This is a genomic window from Bradyrhizobium sp. CCBAU 11434, assembly GCF_028128895.1.
Classification (GTDB): Bacteria; Pseudomonadota; Alphaproteobacteria; order Rhizobiales; family Xanthobacteraceae; genus Bradyrhizobium; species Bradyrhizobium zhengyangense.
Genome location: NZ_LBJX01000011.1, coordinates 650,602 through 673,568 on the forward strand (window position 1 = coordinate 650,602; position 22,967 = coordinate 673,568).

At 64.0% G+C, this 22,967-nt stretch carries 23 protein-coding genes; 17 read left to right on the plus strand and 6 right to left on the minus strand.

What is annotated here, in order from left to right:
* Positions 1-13: 13 nt before the first annotated feature.
* From XI06_RS10530 to XI06_RS10555, 6 genes are all read left to right on the plus strand, one after another.
* Positions 14-598 carry an amino acid synthesis family protein gene (locus XI06_RS10530; RefSeq protein WP_237858693.1) on the plus strand — a complete coding sequence of 195 codons (585 nt, stop codon included), beginning with the start codon at positions 14-16 and terminating at the stop codon, positions 596-598.
* 77 nt (positions 599-675) lie between these two features.
* Positions 676-1,878, plus strand: a complete 1,203-nt coding sequence (locus XI06_RS10535) for an ABC transporter substrate-binding protein (RefSeq protein ID WP_237858692.1) — start codon at positions 676-678, stop codon at positions 1,876-1,878.
* 71 nt (positions 1,879-1,949) lie between these two features.
* Positions 1,950-3,839, plus strand: a complete 1,890-nt coding sequence (locus XI06_RS10540; RefSeq protein ID WP_271605249.1) for an ABC transporter permease — start codon at positions 1,950-1,952, stop codon at positions 3,837-3,839.
* A complete protein-coding gene (locus XI06_RS10545) occupies positions 3,836-4,627 on the plus strand; it encodes an ABC transporter ATP-binding protein (RefSeq protein WP_271605250.1) in 792 nt (263 codons plus the stop codon). Before XI06_RS10540 ends, XI06_RS10545 begins: the two co-directional genes overlap by 4 nt.
* Positions 4,624-5,328, plus strand: coding sequence for an ABC transporter ATP-binding protein (locus tag XI06_RS10550; RefSeq protein ID WP_237858688.1), 705 nt, complete (start codon positions 4,624-4,626; stop codon positions 5,326-5,328). The genes XI06_RS10545 and XI06_RS10550 overlap by 4 nt, the downstream gene beginning before the upstream one ends.
* A 14-nt stretch (positions 5,329-5,342) precedes the next feature.
* Complete coding sequence (locus XI06_RS10555; protein ID WP_128952390.1) at positions 5,343-5,798, plus strand: MarR family winged helix-turn-helix transcriptional regulator; 456 nt, start codon at positions 5,343-5,345, stop codon at positions 5,796-5,798.
* 159 nt (positions 5,799-5,957) lie between these two features.
* Here the strand turns inward: XI06_RS10555 and XI06_RS10560 are convergent, their stop codons facing one another.
* Positions 5,958-7,154: an amidohydrolase family protein gene (locus tag XI06_RS10560; protein WP_128952389.1), complete on the minus strand. Its 1,197-nt coding sequence runs from the start codon at positions 7,152-7,154 to the stop codon at positions 5,958-5,960.
* 157 nt (positions 7,155-7,311) lie between these two features.
* On the opposite strand from XI06_RS10560, the gene XI06_RS10565 reads away from it, so the two are divergent.
* From XI06_RS10565 to XI06_RS10575, 3 genes are all read left to right on the plus strand, one after another.
* Entirely contained in the window at positions 7,312-8,085 is a 774-nt protein-coding gene (locus XI06_RS10565; RefSeq protein WP_237858686.1) for a ferredoxin--NADP reductase, read from the plus strand.
* A gap of 106 nt (positions 8,086-8,191) precedes the next feature.
* Positions 8,192-8,518, plus strand: coding sequence for a hypothetical protein (locus XI06_RS10570; protein ID WP_237858684.1), 327 nt, complete (start codon positions 8,192-8,194; stop codon positions 8,516-8,518).
* A gap of 80 nt (positions 8,519-8,598) precedes the next feature.
* Positions 8,599-9,906, plus strand: a complete 1,308-nt coding sequence (locus XI06_RS10575; protein ID WP_271605251.1) for a cytochrome P450 family protein — start codon at positions 8,599-8,601, stop codon at positions 9,904-9,906.
* Here the strand turns inward: XI06_RS10575 and XI06_RS10580 are convergent.
* A complete protein-coding gene (locus XI06_RS10580; RefSeq protein WP_271605252.1) occupies positions 9,807-11,057 on the minus strand; it encodes a DUF763 domain-containing protein in 1,251 nt (416 codons plus the stop codon). The genes XI06_RS10575 and XI06_RS10580 overlap by 100 nt on opposite strands.
* 122 nt (positions 11,058-11,179) lie before the next feature.
* On the opposite strand from XI06_RS10580, the gene XI06_RS10585 reads away from it, so the two are divergent.
* Complete coding sequence (locus tag XI06_RS10585) at positions 11,180-12,325, plus strand: mechanosensitive ion channel family protein (RefSeq protein WP_237858678.1); 1,146 nt, start codon at positions 11,180-11,182, stop codon at positions 12,323-12,325.
* Between the two features lie 10 nt (positions 12,326-12,335).
* On the opposite strand, the gene XI06_RS10590 is transcribed toward XI06_RS10585, so the two are convergent.
* Positions 12,336-13,316: a tripartite tricarboxylate transporter substrate binding protein gene (locus XI06_RS10590; protein WP_237858677.1), complete on the minus strand. Its 981-nt coding sequence runs from the start codon at positions 13,314-13,316 to the stop codon at positions 12,336-12,338.
* Between the two features lie 113 nt (positions 13,317-13,429).
* Between XI06_RS10590 and XI06_RS10595 the strand changes: the two genes are divergently transcribed.
* From XI06_RS10595 to XI06_RS10625, 7 genes are all read left to right on the plus strand, one after another.
* Positions 13,430-14,140, plus strand: coding sequence for a TetR/AcrR family transcriptional regulator (locus tag XI06_RS10595; RefSeq protein ID WP_271605253.1), 711 nt, complete (start codon positions 13,430-13,432; stop codon positions 14,138-14,140).
* Between the two features lie 74 nt (positions 14,141-14,214).
* Positions 14,215-15,168: an amidohydrolase family protein gene (locus XI06_RS10600; protein WP_271605254.1), complete on the plus strand. Its 954-nt coding sequence runs from the start codon at positions 14,215-14,217 to the stop codon at positions 15,166-15,168.
* Positions 15,169-15,173: 5 nt separating this feature from the next.
* Complete coding sequence (locus XI06_RS10605; RefSeq protein WP_271605255.1) at positions 15,174-16,052, plus strand: amidohydrolase family protein; 879 nt, start codon at positions 15,174-15,176, stop codon at positions 16,050-16,052.
* Complete coding sequence (dctA, locus tag XI06_RS10610) at positions 16,049-17,350, plus strand: C4-dicarboxylate transporter DctA (RefSeq protein ID WP_271605256.1); 1,302 nt, start codon at positions 16,049-16,051, stop codon at positions 17,348-17,350. The genes XI06_RS10605 and dctA overlap by 4 nt, the downstream gene beginning before the upstream one ends.
* Positions 17,351-17,416: 66 nt before the next feature.
* Entirely contained in the window at positions 17,417-18,130 is a 714-nt protein-coding gene (locus XI06_RS10615; protein WP_212086993.1) for a PIG-L deacetylase family protein, read from the plus strand.
* A gap of 48 nt (positions 18,131-18,178) precedes the next feature.
* Entirely contained in the window at positions 18,179-19,048 is an 870-nt protein-coding gene (locus XI06_RS10620; protein WP_271605257.1) for a hypothetical protein, read from the plus strand.
* On the plus strand, positions 19,048-19,962 hold the full coding sequence (locus XI06_RS10625) for a DUF1932 domain-containing protein (protein WP_442869417.1): 915 nt from the start codon (positions 19,048-19,050) through the stop codon (positions 19,960-19,962). Before XI06_RS10620 ends, XI06_RS10625 begins: the two co-directional genes overlap by 1 nt.
* Before the next feature lie 14 nt (positions 19,963-19,976).
* Here XI06_RS10625 and XI06_RS10630 read toward each other — a convergent pair whose 3' ends face one another.
* The 3 genes from XI06_RS10630 to XI06_RS10640 all read right to left on the minus strand — a co-directional run bounded on the left by XI06_RS10630 (position 19,977) and on the right by XI06_RS10640 (position 22,934).
* The gene (locus XI06_RS10630) at positions 19,977-20,300 is read right to left on the minus strand and encodes a hypothetical protein (RefSeq protein ID WP_271605258.1); all 324 of its coding nucleotides are present in this window, start codon (positions 20,298-20,300) and stop codon (positions 19,977-19,979) included.
* 151 nt (positions 20,301-20,451) lie between these two features.
* On the minus strand, positions 20,452-21,657 hold the full coding sequence (locus XI06_RS10635) for an amidohydrolase family protein (protein WP_271605259.1): 1,206 nt from the start codon (positions 21,655-21,657) through the stop codon (positions 20,452-20,454).
* 35 nt (positions 21,658-21,692) lie between these two features.
* On the minus strand, positions 21,693-22,934 hold the full coding sequence (locus XI06_RS10640) for an amidohydrolase family protein (RefSeq protein ID WP_271605260.1): 1,242 nt from the start codon (positions 22,932-22,934) through the stop codon (positions 21,693-21,695).
* Positions 22,935-22,967 lie beyond the last annotated feature (33 nt).

Consider the following 22,967-nt stretch of genomic DNA (forward strand, 5'->3'; position numbering starts at 1 on the left):
AGGGAAGCGAAGCATGAGCGCGATCATCCGCAAGATCGTCACCGTCGTCGAAGAGACGCAGATGGAGATGGGCCGCCAGGTCTCGCCGCCGACCCGGCGCGCGGCGGCGATCGCCGTGATCGAAAATCCCTTTGCCGGAAAATATGTCGAGGATCTCTCGCCACTGATCGCGATCGGCGAGGAGCTTGGTGATTTGCTGGCAAAGCGCGCGGTGGCTGCGCTCGGCATCGACGGCGCCAAGGCGCAGAGCTATGGCAAGGCCGCGGCCGTCGGCGAGAACGGCGAGCTGGAACATGCCGCCGCGATCCTTCACCCCAAGATGGGCGCGCCGGTGCGCAAGGTGCTCAGCAAGGGCGCGGCGCTGATTCCCTCGTCGAAGAAGCGCAGCGGCCCCGGCACGACGCTGGACATTCCGCTTGGGCATAAGGACGCCGCCTTCGTGCGCAGCCATTTCGACGGCATGGAAGTGCAGATCAACGACGCGCCGCGCGCCAACGAGATCATGGTCGCGGTCGCCGTCACCGACAGCGGCCGTCCGCTGCCGCGCGTCGGCGGGCTGACGGTCGCCGAGATCAAGGGCGAAGACGGCTTGAAATAAGGGACAGTCCGGAGGGCGGGCACAGCTTCTCCGGCAGGATCGTGGTCGAGAGATAAAGTTCAAAACTGGAGGTTGGGATGCGAGCAAGAAACTATTTCGTCGGCGCGGCCTTTGCGCTTCTGGCGGCCGGCATGGGCCATTCTGCCCTGGCAGAGGACATCAAGATCGGCGAGATCAACAGCTATTCGCTGCTGCCGTCGTTCACCGAACCCTACCGCAAGGGCTGGCAGCTCGCGGTCGAAGAGATCAACGCCGCAGGCGGCATCAACGGCAAGAAGCTCGTGGTCGTCTCCAAGGATGACGGCGGCAAGCCGGCGGACGCGCAGACCGCGGCCAACGAGCTCGTCTCCAGCGAAGGCGTCGCGATGCTGACGGGCACGTTCCTGTCTAACATTGGCCTTGCGGTCTCTGACTTCGCCAACCAGAAGAAAGTGTTCTTCCTCGCGGCCGAGCCCCTGACGGACGCCGTGACCTGGGCAAAGGGCAACAAGTACACCTTCCGCCTGCGTCCCTCGAACTACATGCAGGCTGCGATGCTGGTCGAAGCCGCGTCCAAGCTGCCGGCAAAACGCTGGGCGACGATCGCGCCGAACTATGAATACGGCCAGTCGGCGGTCGCGGTGTTCAAGAAGCTGATGTCGGAGAAGCGCCCCGATATCCAGTGGGTCGACGAGCAATGGCCGCCACAGGGCAAGATCGATGCGGGCCCGGTGGTGCAGGCGGTGGCGCAGGCCAATCCGGAAGCCATCCTCAACGTTACCTTCGGTCCTGACCTCGTCAAGCTCGTGCGTGAAGGCAACACCCGCGGCCTGTTCAAGGGACGCGAGGTCGTGTCGTTCCTGACCGGCGAGCCCGAATATCTCGATCCGCTCAAGGACGAGACGCCGGAGGGCTGGATCGTCACCGGCTATCCCTGGTACTCGATCAAGACGCCTGAGCACGATGCGTTCCTGAAGGCCTACCAGGCCAAATACAACGACTATCCGCGCCTCGGCTCGATCGTCGGCTACCAGACCATCAAGGCGGCCGCGGCGATCCTGGCGAAGGCGGGCTCGACCGACACCGACAAGATGATCGCGGCGGCCGAAGGCATTTCGATGCCGTCACCGTTCGGCGAGATCACCTTCCGCAAGATCGACCACCAGTCGACCCTCGGTGCCTTTGTCGGCAAGACCGCGCAGAAGGATGGCAAGGGCGTGATGGTGGATGCGTCTTACAAGAAGGGCTCGGACTATTTGCCCAGCGACGCCGAAGTCGAGAAGCTGCGGCCGAAAGATTGATGCCTCCTTATCTCTCCCTCTCCCCGCTCTTGGCGGGGAGAGGTGAAGTTCAGATCTAACCCGGACCGCCGATGGCCTTTTACGTCGTACAGTTTCTGACCGGTCTTGCCAGCGCGGCGTCGCTGTTCCTGGTGGCCTCGGGCCTGTCGATCATCTTTGGCGTGACGCGGATCGTGAATTTCGCCCATGGCGCCTTCTACATGATCGGCGCCTATATCGCCTTCACGCTCACCGAACGCTTCACCGGCGCCTTCGGCTTCTGGGGCGGAGTTGTCATGGCGGCGCTGGCGGTGGCGCTGATCGGCGTGCTCGTCGAGATGGTGTTGCTGCGGCGCATCTATCACGCGCCCGAGCTGTTCCAGCTGCTCGGCACGTTCGGCCTCACCTTGATGGTCGAGGATCTCGTCGTGCTGATCTGGGGCCCCGACGATCTCGTCGGCCGCCGCGCGCCAGGCTTCAAGGGCGCAGTCGATTTCTTCGGCCAAAACATCCCGAGTTATGATCTGTTCCTGATCGTGCTTGGCCCGGTCGTGCTCGGCATTCTCTGGCTGCTGTTCCAGCGCACGCGTTGGGGCGTTTTGGTGCGCGCCGCGACGCAGGACCGTGACATGGTCGCGGCGCTTGGCGTCAATCAGAAATGGCTGTTCACATCGGTCTTCGCGGTCGGCGTCTTCCTTGCTGCGCTCGGCGGTGCGCTCCAGATCCCGCGCGATGCCGTGCATCACGCCATGGACCTGCGCATCATCGTCGAGGTCTTTGTGGTGGTGGTGATCGGCGGCCTCGGCAGCATCGTCGGCGCGTTCGTCGCGGCCGTGCTCGTCTCCGAGCTGAATGCCTTCGGCATCCTGATCTTTCCGAAGATTTCCATCATCCTGGTCTTCCTGGTGATGGCCGCGGTGCTGATCGTCCGGCCTTGGGGCCTGTTCGGCAAGCCGGAAGCGGCCGCGCGCAAGACGCCGGGGCTGTCAGTCAATCCCTGGCGGCCGCTGACGTCCAACGAGCGGCTGGCGTCGCTGGCCGCGCTGGTCATCGCCGCGCTGCTGCCGCTGTTCGCCGGCAATTACGCGCTGACTGTCGGCTCTGAGATCGCGATCTTCGTGATCTTCGCCGTCAGCCTGCATTTCCTGATGTCGGTCGGCGGGCTCGCATCCTTCGGCCACGCCGCCTATTTCGGTCTCGGCGCTTACGGCGTCGCCTTCCTCGCCAAGATGGCGGGACTGCCGATGATCGTCTGCCTCTTGCTCGGGCCGTTGCTCGGCTGCATGGGCGCTGCCGTGTTCGGCTTCTTCGCCGTGCAGCTCTCCGGCGTCTACTTCGCGATGCTGACGCTGGCCTTCGCGCAGATCGTGTGGTCGATCGCGTTCCAGTGGGTGAGCGTGACAGGCGGCGATAACGGCATCTTGGGCGTCTGGCCTGCGAGCTGGGCGGCGAGCCCGTCGCATTTTTACTGGCTGGCGCTGGGCGTCGCGGCGCTGGTGACGATTGCGCTCAGGATCGCGGTGTTCTCGCCGTTCGGCTATGCGCTCCGCGCCACGCGCGACTCTCTCCTGCGGAGTGAGGCGGTCGGCATCAACGCCAAGCGCATCCAATGGACCGCCTTCGTGATCGCAGGCACCACCGCGGGCATCGGCGGCGCGCTGTTCGCTTACCTCAAGGGCAGCGTCTTCCCCGATAATCTCGGCATCTCGCTCTCGGTCGATGCGCTGGTGATGGTGCTGCTCGGCGGCGTCGAGACCGTCTCGGGCGGGGTGATCGGCGCCATCGTCTACAAGGCCCTCAACATTTGGCTCGTGAGCCAGACTGATCTGTCAAAGCTCGTGCTTGGCGGCTTCATCGTGCTGATCGTGGTCGTCTTCCCCAAGGGCATCGTCGGCATGCTGGAAATGCTAGCGCAGCGTCGCAGGAAGTCACCACCGCCGGGATCCTCCTTGCTGGCCAAGCCGATCGAGTCCGCCGAATGAGCCTTGCACCCCCACTTCTTGCGGTCGAAGGTCTGACCAAATCCTATGGCGGCATCCACGCCGTGCGCGGCGTCTCGTTCTCGCTGCGATCAGGCGAAATTCTGGCGCTGATCGGTCCGAACGGCGCGGGCAAGAGCACCTGCTTCGACATGCTCAACGGCCAGAACAGACCTGATAGCGGCCATGTTCGCCTGCTTGGTGAGGAGACCACGGGCAAGAAGCCGCGCGAGATTTGGCGCATGGGCGTGGGACGCACCTTCCAGATCACCGCGACCTTCGCCACCATGACGGTGCGCGAGAACGTGCAGGTCGCGCTGATCTCGCATCGCAAGCAGCTGTTCGATCTCTGGGGCTCGGCGCCGAATGTCGACCGCAGCGAGGCCGGGCGGCTGCTCGAGCTGGTCGGCATGGGCGGCTATGCCGACCGTCCCTGCGGCGAACTCGCCTATGGCGACCTCAAGCGGCTCGAGCTTGCGGTCGCGCTCGCCAATGATCCAAAGCTCCTGCTGATGGATGAGCCGACCGCCGGCATGGCGCCGCGCGAGCGCGTCGAGCTGATGCGGCTGACGGCCCAGATCGCGAAGGAGAAGTCGATCGGCGTGCTCTTCACCGAGCACGATATGGACGTGGTGTTCGAACATGCCGATCGTATCATCGTGCTCAATCGCGGCACGCTGATCGCCGAGGGGGCGCCGGCCGAGGTGCGCGGCAATCCGCAGGTGCAGGCGATCTATCTCGGCGAGGGCCTGCTTTATGAGGGCGGCCATCGCGAGGGAGCCTCGGCATGAAGCTTACGGTACAGGACCTCAACAGCCATTACGGCCCCGCGCATATCCTGTTCGACATCGGTTTCGAGGTCGGAGAGGGTGAGGTGGTGGCGCTGCTCGGGCGCAACGGCGCCGGCAAGTCGACCACGTTTCGCTCGATCGTCGGCCTCGTCGCGCAGCGCACCGGCCGCATCGTGTTCGAGGGCAAGAATGTCTCGGCGAAACCGACCCACGAAATCGTGCGCGAAGGGCTCGGCTATGTGCCGGAGGAGCGGCGCATCTTCACGGATTTGACGGTGGAGGAGAATCTCGAAGTCGGCCGCCAGCCGAAACGGCCCAATGCACCGCACTGGGATCGGGAAAAGCTGTTCGCGCTGTTTCCGAACTTGGGCGAGATGAAGAACCGTCCCGGCGGCCGCATGAGCGGCGGCGAGCAGCAGATGCTGACGATCGCGCGTACGCTGATGGGCAATCCGTCGCTGGTGCTGCTGGACGAGCCCTCGGAAGGCCTGTCGCCGAAGATCGTGGAGCAGATGGTCGATGCCATCCTGACCATGAAGAAGGAGGGCGTCAGCATCGTCGTCTCCGAGCAGAATTTGCACTTTGCGCGGTTGATTTCCGATCGCGCCTATATCATCGAGCGCGGCCGCATTTGTTTCGGCGGTACCATGGCTGAGCTCGACGCGCGTCCGGACATCCGTGACGCGCATCTGTCGTTGTGAGGGGCGGGGGACGGATGGCGAGAAGCGTCACGGCGAAGAAGAGCGTCAAGCAGGGCAAGCCGCCTTACGTGCTCGACGAGCAGGTCGGCTTCATCCTGCGCCAGGTCTGGCAGCGCCACAGCTCGATCTTCTCCCGCGACATCGGCACCAATCTGACGCCGACGCAGTGGGCGGCGCTGTCCAAGCTCGCCGAGACCGGGCCGTGCTCGCAGAACCAGCTCGGACGTTTGACTGCGATGGATGTCGCGACCATCAAGGGCGTGATCGACCGCCTCACGGCGCGCGGCCTGACCGAGACCAGCCAGGATCCCGAGGACGGACGGCGCCTGCTGGTGAGCCTGACGCGTGCCGGTCAGCAGCTTGCGGAGAAGCTCGCGCCCAATGCGATTGCGATCACGCGGGAGACGCTGGCGCCGCTGGATGCGAAAGAGCGCGAGTTGCTGATGGCGTTGCTCAATAAGCTGAGGTGATTTCTAGTTTGTCACCGTCACCCTGAGGTGGCCGCTTCTTTAACGGCCCTCGAAGGGCGACGGCCCGGCTGCACCATCTCGGCCTTTTCATCCTTCGAGGCCCGCCTTGCTCCGCAAGGCGTGCACCTCAGGATGACGGGTCTGGTGTTTGCGCAAAGATTACTTCGCCACCACTTCCGGCACTCTCCCTGCCGGCGGTGTATTCCGGCTGCGCTGTGTCCGCACGATGCCGTCGATGATGGTCATGCCGATGCCGGGGAGGTCGCCGAGCTGGACGCTCTCCAAAATGTTCTTGCCGGGCGAGTGCTGGGCCTTGTCCATGATGACGAAATCCGCAGCGCGGCCCACTTCAATGAGGCCGCAGTCGAGCTGGCGCATCCGCGCGGTGTTGCCGGTGGCAAGACAGAACGCGAGCTCGGCCGGCAGTTCGCCGATCGAGGACAGCATCGAGACCATGCGCAAAATACCGAGCGGCTGCACCCCGGAGCCGGCCGGCCCGTCGGTGCCGAGGATGACGCGGTGCAGATCGCCCATCTCGCGTGCGATGCGCAGCGTGTAGAGCGCCGAGCGCTCATTGCCGTTGTGAACGATCTCGAGCCCGCGCTTGCAGCCCTCGCAGATGCAGCGGATCTGGTCGTCGGGCAGGGCAGTGTGTCCGCCATTGATGTGGCCGACCACGTCGGTGTCGGCCTCCAGCACGACGTCCTTGTCGATCAGGCCGGAGCCGGGGATCGACGGGCCGCCGGTGTGGATCGTGCTCTGGATGCCATATTTGCGCGCCCAACCGACCATCTTGCGCGCGGTCGGGCCGTCCTTGACGCCGCCAAGGCCGACTTCGCCGAGCAGCTTGACGCCGGCGGCGGCCATCTCCTTGAAGTCTTCCTCGACCATTTCGCATTCGATCACGGGCGCGCCGGCGTGAACCTTTACGCCGCCCGGACGAAGCGTCCAGAACGCGCGCTGGGCGAAGATCGCCATCGCCTTCAGCCCGACGACGTCGCGGGGGCGGCCGGGCATGTGCACTTCACCCGCCGAGATCATGGTGGTGATGCCGCCATGGAGCGAACTGTCGATCCAGTTGATCTGGTTCTGCCGCGGCGTCCAGTCGCCGGCCACAGGATGGACGTGGCTGTCGATCAGCCCGGGGGTCACCGTCGTGCCGTTGGCATCGACGATGGTGGTTGCACCTTCCGTGTTGAGGTCCTTGTAGCGGCCGATCGCAGTTATCTTGCCGTTCTCGGCGACGATGGTGTCGCCGTCCAGGATCGGCTTTTCCAGGGCGCCGGACAGGATCAGGCCGATATTGCGGATCACCAGCTTCGAGGGTCCGGTAGCCTGGGGTGCGTCATGCGCCATGGAAAGGGCTCCTAATTCCTAACTGCAACGCTTTCGATCTTGGGCAGCCTTGACCGCGGGATCAAGCAGGATTATTCATTAGTATACGAATGATCGTGTACAAACGACGCATAGCTGACCGCCTCGGAACCGCAGAGAAGCGAAACGGAAGGGTGAGATGAGCAATTTCAATCAGGAAAGCGTTTTGAGCGTCCACCACTGGACCGACACGCTGTTCTCCTTCAAGACCACCCGCAGCCCGACCTTCCGTTTCCGTAACGGCGAATTCACCATGATCGGGCTCAAGGTCGGCGAGAAGCCGCTGCTGCGGGCCTACAGCGTCGCCAGTGCCAATTACGAGGACACCCTCGAATTCTTCTCGATCAAGGTGCCTGACGGTCCGCTGACCTCGCGGCTCCAGCATCTGAAGCAAGGCGACGAGATCATCGTCAGCCGCAAGGCCACCGGCACGCTTGTCATCGACAATCTGGAAGCGGGGCGCAACCTCTACCTGATCGGCACCGGCACCGGCCTTGCGCCGTTCCTGAGCGTGATCAAGGATCCTGAAACCTACGAGCGGTTCGAGAAGGTCGTGCTGCTGCACGGCTGCCGTCACGTCAAGGAACTCGCCTATGGCGAGATGATCACCGAGCATTTGCCGAAGGACGAAATGCTCGGCGAGTACATCCAGAACCAGCTGATCTACTATCCGACCGTGACCCGGGATCCCTTCCGCAACCGCGGCCGCATCACCGACCTCATCACCTCAGGGAAGCTGTTCACCGATATCGGTTTGCCGGCCATCGAGGCCGCCCATGACCGCGTCATGATTTGCGGCAGCCCGGCGCTGGTGGCGGATACCCGCGTACTGCTGGGCGAGCGCGGCTTCGTCGAGGGCAACCACGGCGAGCCTGCCCAGTTTGTGGTCGAGAAGGCGTTCGCCGAGCGCTAAACGCAGCGCTTTCTCGCAATAAGACCGTATTTTCGCCGCGGCGCGGGCGTTGCCCCGCCGATTCGGCGCTTGATACACTGTGGGAGCGAATCAGCGGAGTTCCCACATGGTTGCGGACAGCGACAGCAACATCGCCTGGCACCGGGTTCAGTTGAAGAGAAACCGCGCCGAGTTGAAGGCGCTGGAGACCGCGCGCTTCACGATGGGCGAGATCGCGTCCTCCAAGCGCAACGGCCAGACCCAGAAGACGATCGGGGACCTCAAGCGCAAGATCGCGCAGTCCGAGCGCATCATCGCAGAGCATGACAAGCGCACGCGCAGGCCGCTCGGCACTGATCTGCAAAGCCTCAGCAATGGCAGCTGGAGCCATTGGGATGCCTATACGACGCAACAGCAGCGCAAGACCGGGCCACGCTCGCCGGGGCGGGGATAGCGAAAAGCCGGTTCCGGCCCTTGCGCCATTGGCCTCGCTCACCATCTGGTTGAGGCGCCACCAACCAATTCGGTGATCCCATGGCACCGCGCCTCGATTTCACCGGCGAGGCCTTCTTTCGCGATCCGCCCACGGCCATCGCCGCGCTGCGCGCGCAAGGCCCCGTGGTCGCGACCCGCTTTCCTCTTGTTGGCGACGTCTGGATCACCACCACCCACGATGCCACCGCGCAGGTGCTGAAGGACAGCGCCATCTTCACACTGCGCAAGGAAGACGGCGAGGTGGCAGGCCTGCGCTGGTGGATGCCAGGGCTGGTCAGGACGATCGCCAACAACATGCTGACGATGGACGAGCCGGACCATACACGGCTGCGCAGCATTGTGGACGAAGCCTTTCGCCGCCGCGCCATCGTGGCGATGGAGCCACGCATCCGCGCCATTGCGGATGGTCTGGCCGATGAGCTGTTTGCGAACGGCAGCCCGGCCGATCTGGTTGAGCGCTATGCGCGTATCCTGCCGCTGTCGGTGATCTCCGAGCTGCTCGGCCTGCCAATGGCCGATCGCCCGCGCTTCATCGCCTGGGCCAATGCGATGTCCTCACTGACGAACGTCGTCAGTTTCTTTCGCCTGCTGTTCGCGTTCCGCAAGATGCGTGGCTACCTCGAAGGGCAGTTGCAGATCGCGCGCGAGCGGGGCGGCGAGGGCCTGATTGCCGAGCTGGTCCAGGTCGAACGCGAGGGAGGCGAGATCACGCCGGACGAAATGGTCTCGATGGTGTTCCTGCTGCTCGCGGCGGGCTCGGAGACCACCACGCATCTGATCAGCGGCTCGGTCTACGAGCTGCTCAGAAATCCGGGATTGCGAGACTGGATGGAACAGGACTGGAGTCGCGCCGGGCTCGCCGTCGAAGAGTTTCTGCGCTTCGTCTCGCCGGTGCAGTTTTCTAAGCCGCGCTACGTGCGGCGGGATGTCGATCTCGAAGGCGTGCGCGTGAAGAAGGGCGATCGCGTCATGGTGATGCTCGCCGCCGCGAATATGGATCCGGCGGTTCACGAGCAGCCGGAGCGCCTCGATCTCGAACGCAAGCCCAACCGCCATATCTCCTTCGGCACCGGAATCCATTTCTGCCTGGGGCATCAGCTGGCGCGGATCGAGGGCGCCTGCGCGCTTCAGGCGCTGTTCACCCGCTGGCCGCGGCTCGGTCTCGCAGTCGATCCGTCGCAGATCCATTGGCGCAAGCGGCCGGGCCTTCGCGCGATTGCAAAACTGCCGGTCATCGCGTCCGATGGTCACCCCGTCGATTTGCGCGACGCGGCGAGATCGCGCTCCCAGCCGAACACCGAGCGGCCGTCGAGATCCGGCGAGACTTCACGCTCACCGGCGATATAGGCTTCGACCGATGGTCCGCTTGCGGTGCGCTCAAGCCGCCGTGCCTGATCGTCGAGGCGCTTGATCGCCTGCATCTCTTCCTCGCGTCCGAGTTTTGCGCTCTGGATTGCGCCCTTCAGCACGCGGATGGTCTCGTCATAGACCTTGATCGGAACGGGGTAGGGATGCCGGTCCTTGCCGCCATGGGCGAGCGAGAAGCGCGCAGGGTCCTTGAAGCGATAGGGCGCGCCGTGCACGACCTCGGCGACCATCGCCAGCGATCGCACGGTGCGCGCGCCGACACCCGGCGTCAGCAACAGCTCAGGGAAATCAACTGGTCCGCGTTCGGCTGCTGCGGCGAGCGTACCGTGCAAGCGGCGTGCGAACACATCTTTCGGCCTGACGTCGTGATGGGCGGGCATGATCAGATGCGGCAGCAGCGCTTGTGCCGTCTCGGGCGCAGTGCCCGAGAGCCGCTCGAATTCGGTGAGGATGCGATCGGGGCCGAGATCGTTGAGCAGCTCGAGCTGTGCGTTGCGCGAGGTTTCGGCGCGATGGTCGGTGAGATTGACGATTTCGCCCTGCTGCGGCCCGTCAATGGCGCTGTGGGGCGCGTCGACAAAACTCTTTAACGCTTCCGAATGCCAGTGATAGCGGCGGGCCTGGCGCTTGTCGCCGTTCATGCCCTGCTGCACCACCGTCCATTTGCCGTCAGCGGTGACGAAGAAGCCGTGCAGATAGAGATCAAAGCCATCCTGCACGGCGGCACTGTCAACCTTGGCCACGAGGCGGCTGGCGCGCGTGAGCTTTACGCCGTCGAAGCCGACGCGATTGCCGAGCTGCAACAGCTCGTCCGGCGTCTTGCGCGAATGCTGGCCGCGGCCGCCGCAGACATAGATGCCGAGCTCGTCCTGGAGCGGGCCAAGCCCTCGCTTCAGCGCGCCGATCACCGACGTCGTGATGCCTGAGGAATGCCAGTCCATCCCCATTACGGCGCCCAACGACTGGAACCAGAACGGGTGCGAGAGCCGCTGCATGAACGCATCGCGGCCATAATGCAGCACAATCGCCTGCGTGACGATGGCGCCCAACGACGCCATGCGGCTCGCAAGCCACGGCGGAACCCGTCCAGTGTGCAAGGGAAGATCGGCGCTGCCGGTTCGGCGAGTCATGATAGCCAACAAAATAGCGCAATTTGGCGACGGTTGCACCAGAGGGATGCTGCATTGCACTGAGCGTGGGAGCGAAGCCGCGGGGAGAGCGTTGGGTCGACAACGCAATTGCGGGGACATGAATGAATCGCCAAGCCGTCATGACCGACATCGACAGGATGTTCGGGTGGGTACCGTCATGGTTTATCGGTCTCGGCCTGGTCGCCGGGGCGATGCTGATCGCGCTCTCGTTCTATCGGCTCGCGGCCTGGCTGCTCAACCGCACCTTCGGAACCCGGCTTCCGCTGCTCAGCGTGTTCATCGAACGCACGTCCGGCCCGGCGCAGCTCGCGCTGTGCCTTGCAGCCGTCGCGCTGGTTCTGCCGCTCGCGCCGCTGGACGATGCGTTCCGCACGCCGTTGACGCGCCTGTTCATCGTCGCCTTCATCGCGCTGATCGGCTGGATCTCGATCCGGATCGTCGACATGAGCGCGGCGCGCTATTTGCAGAATTTTCGCGACGTCACCGAAAACTTCGTCGCGCGAAAGCACGTGACGCAAGTGCGCGTGTTCAAGCGCGTGACCGACATCATCATCGTGATCATCACGGTGTCGACGGCGCTGATGACGTTCGACTCGGTCAGGCAATACGGCGTCAGCCTGTTCGCCTCGGCTGGCGCCGCCGGTATCATCGTCGGTCTGGCGGCGCGGCCGCTGCTCAGCAATCTGATCGCGGGCCTGCAGATCGCCATCACCCAGCCGATCCGCATCGAGGATGCCGTGATCATCGAGAACGAGTGGGGCTGGGTTGAGGACATCGCGGCGACGTATGTCGTGATCCGACTGTGGGACTGGCGCCGCATGGTGGTGCCGCTGTCCTATTTCATCGAAAAGCCGTTCCAGAACTGGACACGCGACACGGCCTCCCTGATCGGCGTCATCGCGCTCCATGTCGACTATCGCGCCGACGTGCCGCGTATCCGGCAATGGCTGAAGGGTGTGGTGAAGGACTCCAAGCTTTGGGACGGCGCAGTGGTCAATCTCCAGGTGATCGACGCGGACCATCGTACCATCGAACTGCGCGCGCTGGTTAGCGCGAGGAATGCGCCGCAATCCTGGGATCTGCGCTGCGAGGTCAGGGAGAAGCTGATCGCCTTCATCCGCGACGAGATGCCGGAGGCCCTGCCGCGCGAGCGTGCCATCCTGATCCCGTCGGGAGGAGGCGGTGATGTCGAATTCCTGCAGCACGCGACGGCGTCGGAGAAGATGCGGGCGAGCGCGCGCAACTAAGAGGGGATCCTCATTGCGCGCGGATGTCAGCGGCCTTCAGCACCGGCTCCCATTTGGTAGCCTCGGCGTGCATGTAGGCGTCAAAATCCTTGGCTGACGAGCCCACCGGAGTAGCGCCGATCTTGCTCAGCGTGGAGATCACGCTCGGGTCCTGGAGCACAGCCTTCAGATCGGCCTCGAGCTTTGCAACGATCTCGGGCGGCATTTTTGCAGGTCCCAGCATGCCCCACCAGACCGAGACGTCATAACCTGATACGCCTGATTCAGCGACTGTCGGCACATTGGGCAGTGCCTTGGAGCGCTCGGCCGAAGTCACCGCGAGCGCGCGCACGGGGCCGCCGTCGAGCTGGCCGATCGCCTCAGCGAGTGGATTGATGCTGAGCGGAATCTCGCCTGAAATCACGGCGGTCAGCGCCGGCGCGCCGCCCTTATAGGGGATCGCGACGATCCTGGTGCCGGACATGTGTTTCAGCAGCTCGCCGGCGAGATGTGCCGAGGTGCCGTTGCCGGACATGCCGTAGGAGAGCTTGTCCGGTTCTTTCTTCGCGGCGGCGAGGAGATCGCCGAGGGTCTTGTAGGGGCTGTCCTTGGCCACGACGATCGCGAGCGGTGACGAGGCGACTTCGGTGATCGCGGTAAAGTCCTTGAACGTGTCGTAGGGCACGCTCGGATAGATGAACTGGTTGAGCGGATGGCCGCTGGCGACTAGGATCAGCGTGTAGCCGTCGGGCGCGGCCTGCGTCAGCGCCTGCGAGGCGACGATGCCGCCGGCGCCGGGGCGGTTGTCGATCACGGGCTGCTGGCCCCAGTTTTTCGCGAGAGCCTGGCCGAGCGTGCGGGCGAGCACGTCGACGGCCCCGCCTGCCGCGTAGGGCACGAGGATATGGACCGGCTTGCTCGGATAGAGGTCGGCGGCACGCGCGGCGCCGCAAGCGAGCAGCAGACCGGCGCCGAGCATCAGGCGGCCGATCGTCGTATTCAACCCCAGCATATTTCAGCACTCCCTGAGAGCATTCGTGCCCGCGGAGCTCTTCGAGGCGCTCCGGGCGTTGCTCGTGGTTTTTGTTGACGAGACCTGATCTTTTGTACGATAGTACAAATCACATGGCACGCAAGCCCACCAGCAAGGAAACGACCCGCAAGCCGAATATGCGCGAGGCGATCCTCGCCGCGGCCGAGGAGCTGTTCGCCACCAACGGCTTCAACGCCGTCTCGGTGCGCGATATCGCGCATGCGGCCGGGGCCAATCCCGGCAGCGTCACCTATCATTTCAAGACCAAGGACGGCCTGCTGCTGGAGATCTACCGGCGGCATTGCGGTCCGATGAACCTGCGCCGTTCGGAGCTGCTCGCCGCCGCCAAGCGCGTGCGCGATCTCCAGGACCGGCTGGAAGCGATCGTGCGGGCCTATGTGGTGCCGGCCTTCACCTCGGGTAGCGATCTCGCCGGCGGCGGGGCGCGCTTCACGCGTCTGCGCGCGGTGATGTCGGCCGAGGGCAACGAGGTCGCGCGAAAGATCATCGCGCAGACGTTTGACGACACCAGTCACGCCTTCATCGACGCGATCCACGAAAGCCTGCCGCACATTCCGCGCACCGACATCGTCTGGCGCAGCCACTTCCTGCTCGGCGCGCTCTATTACTCGCTGGTGACGCCGGACCGTGTCTCGCGCCTGTCGCGTGGCGAGGCCGATGGCAGCGATGCCGCCAGCGCCATCGAGCAACTGGTGCAGGCCACTGTCGCGGCGTTCCAGGCGCCCGCACTGGATCAGGCCGCGCCCACAAGGCGACGGACGGTCGCAAGCAGCAAGACTTGAAAGAAACCGCAGAGGGTGAGGCGCGTCACAGCGCGTTCGCTCGCAAGCGGACAAGTAACGGGGTGTTTGAGGAAATGAACAGGCGAGAGTGCTTGCATCTCTTGACCGGGCTGGCCGGAGCCGCGCTCGGGAGCGAAGCGCGTGCGGAAGAGCCGAAGGCGATTCCGGCGATCGCGCCGCCGGATCCCAATCCCAAGACACCGTCGTTCAAGCTGCCGCCGAAATCATGCGACAGCCACACGCATATCTTCGGGCCCGCGTCCCGCTATCCCTTCTCGGAAAAGCGCCCCTACAATACGGCCGACGCGCCGCTGGAGATGTTCCGCAGCGTGCACGAGAAGATCGGCGTCGAGCGCTGCGTGATCGTGAACGCGACCGTGCATGGTACCGACAACCGCGTTGTCACTGATGCCATCGCGCAGAGCGAGGGGGCCTACAAGGGCATCGCCAATGTCAGCGACGAAATGGGCGAGAAGGAGCTCGCCGCGCTCGACAAGGGCGGCATCTGCGGCTGCCGCTTCGCCTTCCTCAAGCGCCTCGGCGGCGTCGGCGACATGACCAAGTTCCAGCGTATCGTGCATCGCGTTGCCGAACTGGGCTGGCACATCGATGTCTATTTCGAGCCCGGCACGATTGCCGAATTCGCGCCGATCCTGACTGCGCTGCCGACGCCCTACGTGATCGATCACATGGGGACCGTTCAAGCCGCGAAGGGTCTCGGCGATCCCGGTTTTACCGCGCTGCTCGAACTCCAGAGGAGGGACGAGAAGTGCTGGGTCAAGATCACCGGTCTCGAGCGCGCCTCCGCGGGCGGTAAGCCGTTCCATGATGCCGTGCCGTTCGCGAAGGCGCTGATCGACAACGCGCTTGATCGCGTCATCTGGGGTACCGACTGGCCGCATCCCAACGTCAAGGTCATGCCCAATGACGGCGAGATCGTCGATCTGATTCCACTCTTCGCCCCGGACAAGGCCACCCAGCAGAAGCTGCTGGTCGACAACCCCGCGCGCTTGTTCAGGTTCAGCTGACGACGATGATGTTCACGCCCACCATTCCGCCGCCGGATCCCAATACGCGCACGCCTAAATTCAAGCTGCCGAAGCTATCCTGCGATGCGCATTGCCACATCTTCGGCCCCGGCGCGAAATACCCTTACGCGCCCGACCGATCCTACACGCCGCCGGATGCGCCGCTGGAAGATTTCAAGATCCTGCACGCCAAGCTCGGCGTGGAGCGCGCAGTCATCGTCAATGCCAGCGTCCACGGCACCGACAACACGGTCGCACTCGACGCGATCGCGCAAAGCAACGGCGCCTACCGCGCCGTCGCCAATATCGACGATACCATCACCGAGCGTGGCTTGCGCGTGCTGCACGAAGGCGGCTTCCGCGGCTGCCGTTTCAATTTCGTCCGCCATCTCGGCGGCGTCCCCGACAAACGCGTGTTCGACCGTATCGTCGCGATGGTCACGCCGCTCGGCTGGCACATCGATCTGCATTTCGACGCGATCGACCTGCCTGACTATGCCGACATGCTGACGAGGCTGCCGGTGAGCTACACCATCGACCACATGGGCCGGGTGAAGGCCTCCGAGGGGCTCGACCAGCTTCCGTTCAAGATCCTGATCGAGCTGATGCAGCGCGATGAAAAATGCTGGGTCAAGATCTGCGGCTCGGAGCGGGTGTCATCGGCGGGCCCGCCCTTCACTGACGCCGTGCCGTTCGCGCGAAAGATCGTCGAGACCGCGCCGGACCGGGTCATTTGGGGCACCGACTGGCCGCATCCCAACGTCAAGGTGATGCCGAATGACGGCGACCTCGTCGACCTGATTCCGCTGTTCGCGCCCGAGCCGGAGTTCCAGCAGAAGATCCTCGTCGACAATCCCGCGCGTCTGTTCGAGTTCGACCGATGACCGCGATGGTGATCGACAAGACGCGCCGGCGCGCCTGGTGGAAGGAGCTCTGGATCCAGGTGCTCATCGCCATGGCAGCCGGCATCGCGCTTGGGATTGCCAGTCCCGAGCTAGGGGCCAAGATGCAGCCGCTCGGCGACGCCTTCATCAAGGCGATCCGGATGCTGATCGCGCCGATCATCTTCTGCACCGTGGTGCATGGCATCGCCCACATGGCCGACATGGCGCGGGTCGGGCGCGTCGCGGTCAAGGCCATCATCTATTTCGAGATCATGACCACGATCGCGCTGATCATCGGTCTGATTGCGGTGAACGTGCTCAAGCCCGGCGCCGGCATGAACATCGATCCCGCCAGCATCAATGCCAGCGCGGTCGAGCCTTACGTCAAGCAGACCGCCGTGATCGGCTTCGTTCCGTTCCTGATGAACATCGTGCCCGCGACCTTCATCGGCGCTTTTGCCGAGGGCAACATTCTCCAGGTCCTCTTCATCTCCGTGCTGTGCGGCTTTGCGCTGGTGCAGCTCGGCGAGCGCGCCGCGCCGCTGGTCCATCTGATCGACATCGCCGCCAAGATGGTGTTCGCCGTCGTTGGTTTCGTGATGTGGGCGGCGCCGATCGGGGCGTTCGGCGCGATTGCTTTCACCGTCGGCAAGTTCGGCGTGGGATCGCTGGCCTCGCTCGGCAAGCTGCTCGGCGGCTTCTATCTCACTTGCGTGATCTTCATCATCGTAGCGCTCGGCCCGGTCGCGCGGCTCTGCGGCTTCTCGCTGCTCAAGCTGATCCGCTACATCTGGGAAGAGCTGCTGATCTGCATCGCCACGACATCGTCCGAGACGGTGCTGCCACGGATGCTGACGAAGCTGGAGAAGGCGGGCTGCGAGCAGAGCGTCGTCGGGCTGGTGATCCCGACCGGCTATTCCTTCAATCTGGACGGTACATGCCTCTATCTCGCTGCCGCCTCGGTGTTCCTGGCGCAGGCGACCAATACGCCGCTCGGGCTCGCTGAGCAGATCGAGCTGCTGCTGATCCTGCTCGTGACGTCAAAGGGCGCGGCAGGGATCGCAGGGGCCGCCTTTGTCGTGCTGGCGGCGACACTGTCGGCCACCGGCACGATTCCGGTGACGAGCGTCGCGCTGGTGCTCGGCATCCATCGCCTGATGTCGCAGGGGCTGACGCCGACCAATCTGATCGGGAACGCGGTTGCGACCATTGCGATTGCCAAATGGGAAGGCGCGCTCGACGGCGAGCGCCTGAAACGCGTGCTCGACGGTGAGGAACCTGCGGCCGTCGCCGCCTGATGAACCTGCTGCCGGCATGACGCGAGCAGCCTATGATGTTGATGAACGAAAGAGGGGAGTTTTCCCATGAAAACAGGTCTCGTGATCACCGCCCATCCTGGCGATTTCGTCTGGCGCGCCGGCGGCGCCATCGCTCTGCATGCGAAGAAGGGCTATCGCATGAAGATCGTCTGCATGTCCTTTGGCGAGCGCGGCGAGAGCCAGTTTGCCTGGAAGGAAAAGGGCGCGACGCTGGAATCGGTCAAGGCTGGCCGCAAGGACGAGGCGGAGCGGGCGGCCAGACTTCTGGGTGCCGAGATCGAGTTCTTCGATTGTGGCGATTATCCGCTCAAGCTCACCGAGGCGCATTTCGACCGCATGGTCGACATCTACCGCGAGCTCAATCCGAGCTTCGTGCTGACGCACGCACTGGAAGATCCCTATAATTTCGACCATCCGAACGCAGCGCATTTCGCGCAGGAGACCCGCGTGGTCGCGCAGGCCATGGGTCACAAGCCCGGCGCGCAGTATAAATACTCTGCGCCGCCCGTTTTCCTGTTTGAGCCGCACCAGCCCGAGCAGTGCAATTACAAGCCGGACCTGCTGCTCAAGATCGATGAGGTCTGGAAGGAGAAGTACGAGGCATTCCAGATCCTCGCGGCGCAAAAGCATCTCTGGGGCTACTACGAGCGCGTCGCGCTCAACCGCGGCATCCAGGGTAGCCGCAACACCGGTGTGCCCATGACGTATGGTGAGGCCTATCAGCGCCTGTTCCCGACGGTCGCGGAGGAGTTGGCATGAAGCGGGTCTTCATTCGCAATAGTGTCTGATCTGAAGGGAGTGGCGCGGATGGATCGTCTCAAGCTGAAAGCCGTGCTCGGCAGTCACCCTCATGTCAAGGCGGTGAAGAGTGGCGAGCTCGGCTCCGACCTGTTCGAGCTCGACTTCATCGAGTACACGCCGACCAACACGGCATTCAAGCCGATGGTGCGTGAGCAGGCCTTTGACGTCTGCGAAATGGCGATCGTGACCTATCTGATGGCGAAGGCCCACGGCAAGCCGCTGGTGCTGCTGCCGGCGACCATGCTCGGCCGTTTCCAGCATGCCTATGCGCTCTACAATCCGGCGCACGGGACGCTCGGGCCCGGCGATCTCGAAGGCAAGCGTGTCGGCATCCGCTCGTTCACGACGACGACCGGAGCCTGGATCAGAGGTATCCTTGCCAACGATTACGGCGTCAATCTCGACAAGATCCGCTGGGTCACCTTCGAGGATCCGCATGTCGCCGAATATGTCGACACCACCGAGCGTGCGCCAAAGGACAAGAAGGTGTTGCAGATGCTGCTCGATGGCGAGGTCGATGCCGTGCTCGGCGAGACCTCTGATAATCCCAGGCTAAAGCCGCTATTTCCCGATCCGGCGGCGGAGGCGGCCAAATGGTATGCGCGCCGCGGCGTCGTGCCGGTCAATCATCTCGTGGTCGTGACCGAAAGCCTTGCGGGATCGCGTCCCGATGTGGTCATGGGTGTCTATGATCTGCTCAAGCGGAACAAGGAACAGACGGGGCCGGCGGCGACGCCCGACCTCTTGCCCTTCGGGATCGAGGCGAACAGGAAACCGTTGGAGCTGATCGTCGACTACGCATTCCAGCAGGCGCTGATCCCGCGCCGCTATGCGGTCGAGGAGTTGTTCGACGCCACGACACGAGGACTGAACTGATGGCGGATTCGAAACGCTGGCAGATCGGGCTGGTTGGCTATGGCGAGGTCGGCCGTATCCTGGCCGAGGATCTGCGCCAGCAGGACATCAAAGTCGCGGCGTATGACATCAAGCTCGGAAGCGAGCAGGGCGTTGCGATGAAGGAGCACGCTGCGAAGTTCGGCGTGATGCTTGCGGCTTCTCATGCGGAACTGACCGCGAAATCCGACTTCATCATCTCGGCCGTCACCGCCAGTCAGGCCGTGCCGGTCGCAAAAGCCTGCGCTGATGCTATCAACCAGGGCACCTGGTTTCTCGATTTTAATTCGGCCTCACCCGGCGCCAAACAGCGTGCGGCAGCGCTGATCGATGGCGCTGCCGGACGTTATGTCGAGGGCGCGGTGATGACCTCGGTGCCGCCTTATCGGATCAAGGTGCCGCTGCTGCTTGGTGGCCCCGGCGCAAGAGAGCTGGAGCCGCTACTGAACGCGATCGGCTTCGCGGCGAAAGTCGCGAGCGACAAGCTCGGCGTATCCTCGGCCGTCAAGATGTGCCGCAGCATCATGATCAAGGGCCTGGAGGCCATGGTGATCGAAAGTTTCACCACGGCACGTGCCTATGGCGTCGAGGATGCGGTGCTGGCTTCACTCACGGAAACCTTTCCCGCGATCAACTGGGAGAAGCAGGGCGCCTATTTCTTCCAGCGCGTGATCGAGCACGGCCGTCGCCGTGCCGAAGAGGTGCGCGAGGTCGCCGAGACGGTGCGTGAGGCCGGGCTGACGCCTTGGTCTGCGCAAGGCACGGCCGAGCGTCAGGCCTGGGTCGCAGATCTCGCAGATGAGGGTCTGTTCGGCTCGAAGGGGACGAAGGAATTCGCTCGCAGCGCCGATTGGCGCATTGAGGCGGATCGCATTCTGGCGAAGATCAAGCGTTAGCGCTGAGGAACCGCTCAGCTCGGGACGCCGCTGGCGTGGTGCAGGCCCGATATTTTATCGCGGGCGAGTTCGATCAAGTCGATCAGGCGATTGGCTTCGCGGACGACGTCCTTGGTGCGCGAGCTCTTGAACTCGGTCAGGATCATGCGAATGCATTTGTCGGCTGTATCGAGCGTGCGCAGCCCGCGGGCCATGTCGTCCTGCGAGCGGATCGTGGCGATGTCGAGCCCCGACAACACTTCGCCGATGCCACTCAATCGCTTGACGGCCGTCTCGGCGGGCGTCTTGGCCCGGATGGATTGATAATCAATGCTGCTGAATGCGCTGAACGTATCCATAACTTCCCCAGAGAACGCAGATGGTCAGTGCGCATGCCCAATTATGGTTAGGGCCACCTTTCTAGCAACGCGGGGAGCTACGGTCCGGGATTCTACCGGACTCGGATTTCGGGGCGAATTGACGGTGAATCGGGCCAGAAAAGGCTGGTGATCAGCGCTGTTTCCCGACAATCCTACCGTCGCGCGCAACGAGCATACCTGCCTTGTACACAGCGCGGCCTTGTGGCACGGCGACCACGGCCTCCGGAACGTGCTCGGCGTCCAGCGCCACGAAATCGGCCTTGGCGCCGACATGCAGGCCGTAACCTTCAAGCCGGAGCGCCTTGGCACCTGATGTAGTGACGATTTCGAACGCGACGCGCAGTTCCTCATCGACGTTGAAACCCGAGCGATAGCCGAGCGTCGTTGCCCGCCGCAGCATGTCGCCGTCGCCATAGGGCCACCAGGAATCCCTGATGTTGTCGTTGCCGCTGAACACGGTGACGCCGGCGCTGCGTAGCGTCAGGATCGGCGGGAAGGCCCGGGCGCCCGGCGCATTGGTCATGATCGCGACGCCGGAGCGGGCGAGGATGTCGGCGATGCCCTTGAGCTGATCCGCTATGATATCGCCGAGCCCGTAAGCGTGGCTGATGGCGACATGGCCTTCCATACCGAGCGCACGCGTGCGCGCCGCGATCTGCTCGATCTCGAAAGCGCCGAGCGTGCCCATGTCGTGCAGGTGGATGTCGACATCGACGCCGTGCTTCTCGGCGACGCCGAACACGACGTCGAGATGCTTCTCGACATCGCGATCAAAGCTCGCGGGATCGAGCCCGCCGACGAGGTTCGCACCGAGGCCGATGGCCTCGTCGAGCAATTGCGGCGTGCCCGGGCTCGTCAAGATGCCGCTCTGGGGAAAGGCGACGAGCTGGATGTCGATCAAGCTCCTGTATTCCTCGCGTACGCGCAAGATCGTCTCCAGCGACTTCAGGCCGACCGAGCCATCGACCATGACGTGGCTGCGCATCTGCGTGGAGCCGTTGATGATGCAGAGATCGAGCTGGTTGCGCGCCCGCACGTCCATCGGCGCCGCCTCGGCCATGTTCTCGGCCTGGAAGGCCACGCGTTCGTGCACGTTGAAGCCGGCGGTGCATGGCTTGTGCGGCCGCCAGGCGTCGCCATAGAAGCTGGTGTCGAGATGGATGTGGCCCTCGACGAAGCCGGGAACGATCAGGGCATTGCCGAGGTCGACAGTCTCGGCACCGCTTGCGGGGGCGTCCGCCGGCAGCAGTGCGGCGATCAGGCCGTCCTTGACCGCGATGTGGTGCCGCGCCCCGCCGTCGAAGCGTGCGTTCAGGAAGATCTTGTCGAAGGCCATCCGGTTGCTCCCGTCGGGTCGATGTGTCGCGCGGTTCAGGTTCGCGGGTGAAGCAGCGTGGCCGGCGACCGCTCAAACGTCTGTCGCCCGGCCTTGAAGCCCATAAGGATATCCGGCAGCTCCGCAATGGCGAAGCGGCTGTCCTTGATATCGAGCACGACGAGATCGGCGGCGTTGCCGACCGCGATTCCGTAGTCTTTGAGATTCATCAGCCGCGCCGGCAGCTCGGTGACGAGATCGAGGCAGGTGTCGAAATCGCCGACTGAAGCGTGGGCGACATTGGCGTAAAAATTCGCCATCCGCAGCAGCGAAGCATCGCCGAACGGCGTGAAGGGGTTGAGCACATTGTTGGTCGCGACCGAGCAGACGATGCCGTCGCCCGCAAGCTTGTGTGCGAGCGTCAGTCCGCGCGGTGCGTTGTGGGTGGCCTCGCGCCCCATCAGGTAGAGATCGGTTGCGGGCAGCACGGTGACGGCGACGCCGGCGTTCGCAAGCTGGACGGTGGCTGCCTTCAGCCGTTCCGGCGGCAGGGCCGAGAGTTTGGTTGCATGCCCGATCGCGACACGCCCCCCGTAATTGCGTTGCTCGGTCTGCCTGATGACCTCGTCGAGATGTGACCAGGAGGGATCGAGATCGAAGTCGAGATGAAGGTCGACATCGAGATCGAACTCCTGGGCGAGATCGAAGATGCGCGCGAGATGCGCGTTCGGATCGGTGTCGGTATAGGGGCAGCCGCCGATCGCATCGGCGCCGTCGCGCAAAGCCTGAACCAGCAGCTCGTCGCTGCCGGGGTCGTTGGTCAGGCCTTCTTGCGGGAACACGCACAGCTCAAGATCGATCGCCCAGGCGTAGTCGCGCTTGAGCGCCTTGACCGCCTCGAAGCTGCGCAGGCCGATGCGCGGGTCAATCTCGACATGGGTGCGCATCCGCGTCGTGCCGTGCACGACGGCGCGTTCGAGCACCTTGGCGCCGCGCGCATAGACGTCGTCGGTGCTGAAATCCCGCTTCATCGCTGAGACGGCCCGGATGGCATCGCCGAGTGTGCCGTGAATGTGTCCGCAGCGCTCGAGCAGGCAGGCCTTGTCGAGATGAATGTGGGTGTCGACGAATCCGGGCAGCGCCAGCCGTCCCCCGAGATCGACCTCGACGGCTTCGCATGCCAGCCTGGGTGCGATCGCCGTGATGCGTCCGCCCGTCACGCCGATATCGACGGGCGTCGGGGATGATCGCGTCAGGGCGTTGCGGAAGATCAGGTCGAAGGCGGTCTGGGCTGTCATGGAGGGCGTCTGGCTTGATAAAGGCGGCGAGTC

Coding starts and splice junctions, on each gene's coding strand:
- XI06_RS10530 (WP_237858693.1), top strand. CDS start 14: ATGAGCGCGATCATCCGCAAGATCGTCACCGTCGTCGAAGAGACGCAG.
- XI06_RS10535 (WP_237858692.1), top strand. CDS start 676: ATGCGAGCAAGAAACTATTTCGTCGGCGCGGCCTTTGCGCTTCTGGCG.
- XI06_RS10540 (WP_271605249.1), top strand. CDS start 1,950: ATGGCCTTTTACGTCGTACAGTTTCTGACCGGTCTTGCCAGCGCGGCG.
- XI06_RS10545 (WP_271605250.1), top strand. CDS start 3,836: ATGAGCCTTGCACCCCCACTTCTTGCGGTCGAAGGTCTGACCAAATCC.
- XI06_RS10550 (WP_237858688.1), top strand. CDS start 4,624: ATGAAGCTTACGGTACAGGACCTCAACAGCCATTACGGCCCCGCGCAT.
- XI06_RS10555 (WP_128952390.1), top strand. CDS start 5,343: ATGGCGAGAAGCGTCACGGCGAAGAAGAGCGTCAAGCAGGGCAAGCCG.
- XI06_RS10560 (WP_128952389.1), bottom strand. CDS start 7,154: ATGGCGCATGACGCACCCCAGGCTACCGGACCCTCGAAGCTGGTGATC.
- XI06_RS10565 (WP_237858686.1), top strand. CDS start 7,312: ATGAGCAATTTCAATCAGGAAAGCGTTTTGAGCGTCCACCACTGGACC.
- XI06_RS10570 (WP_237858684.1), top strand. CDS start 8,192: ATGGTTGCGGACAGCGACAGCAACATCGCCTGGCACCGGGTTCAGTTG.
- XI06_RS10575 (WP_271605251.1), top strand. CDS start 8,599: ATGGCACCGCGCCTCGATTTCACCGGCGAGGCCTTCTTTCGCGATCCG.
- XI06_RS10580 (WP_271605252.1), bottom strand. CDS start 11,057: ATGACTCGCCGAACCGGCAGCGCCGATCTTCCCTTGCACACTGGACGG.
- XI06_RS10585 (WP_237858678.1), top strand. CDS start 11,180: ATGAATCGCCAAGCCGTCATGACCGACATCGACAGGATGTTCGGGTGG.
- XI06_RS10590 (WP_237858677.1), bottom strand. CDS start 13,316: ATGCTGGGGTTGAATACGACGATCGGCCGCCTGATGCTCGGCGCCGGT.
- XI06_RS10595 (WP_271605253.1), top strand. CDS start 13,430: ATGGCACGCAAGCCCACCAGCAAGGAAACGACCCGCAAGCCGAATATG.
- XI06_RS10600 (WP_271605254.1), top strand. CDS start 14,215: ATGAACAGGCGAGAGTGCTTGCATCTCTTGACCGGGCTGGCCGGAGCC.
- XI06_RS10605 (WP_271605255.1), top strand. CDS start 15,174: ATGATGTTCACGCCCACCATTCCGCCGCCGGATCCCAATACGCGCACG.
- dctA (WP_271605256.1), top strand. CDS start 16,049: ATGACCGCGATGGTGATCGACAAGACGCGCCGGCGCGCCTGGTGGAAG.
- XI06_RS10615 (WP_212086993.1), top strand. CDS start 17,417: ATGAAAACAGGTCTCGTGATCACCGCCCATCCTGGCGATTTCGTCTGG.
- XI06_RS10620 (WP_271605257.1), top strand. CDS start 18,179: ATGGATCGTCTCAAGCTGAAAGCCGTGCTCGGCAGTCACCCTCATGTC.
- XI06_RS10625 (WP_442869417.1), top strand. CDS start 19,048: ATGGCGGATTCGAAACGCTGGCAGATCGGGCTGGTTGGCTATGGCGAG.
- XI06_RS10630 (WP_271605258.1), bottom strand. CDS start 20,300: ATGGATACGTTCAGCGCATTCAGCAGCATTGATTATCAATCCATCCGG.
- XI06_RS10635 (WP_271605259.1), bottom strand. CDS start 21,657: ATGGCCTTCGACAAGATCTTCCTGAACGCACGCTTCGACGGCGGGGCG.
- XI06_RS10640 (WP_271605260.1), bottom strand. CDS start 22,934: ATGACAGCCCAGACCGCCTTCGACCTGATCTTCCGCAACGCCCTGACG.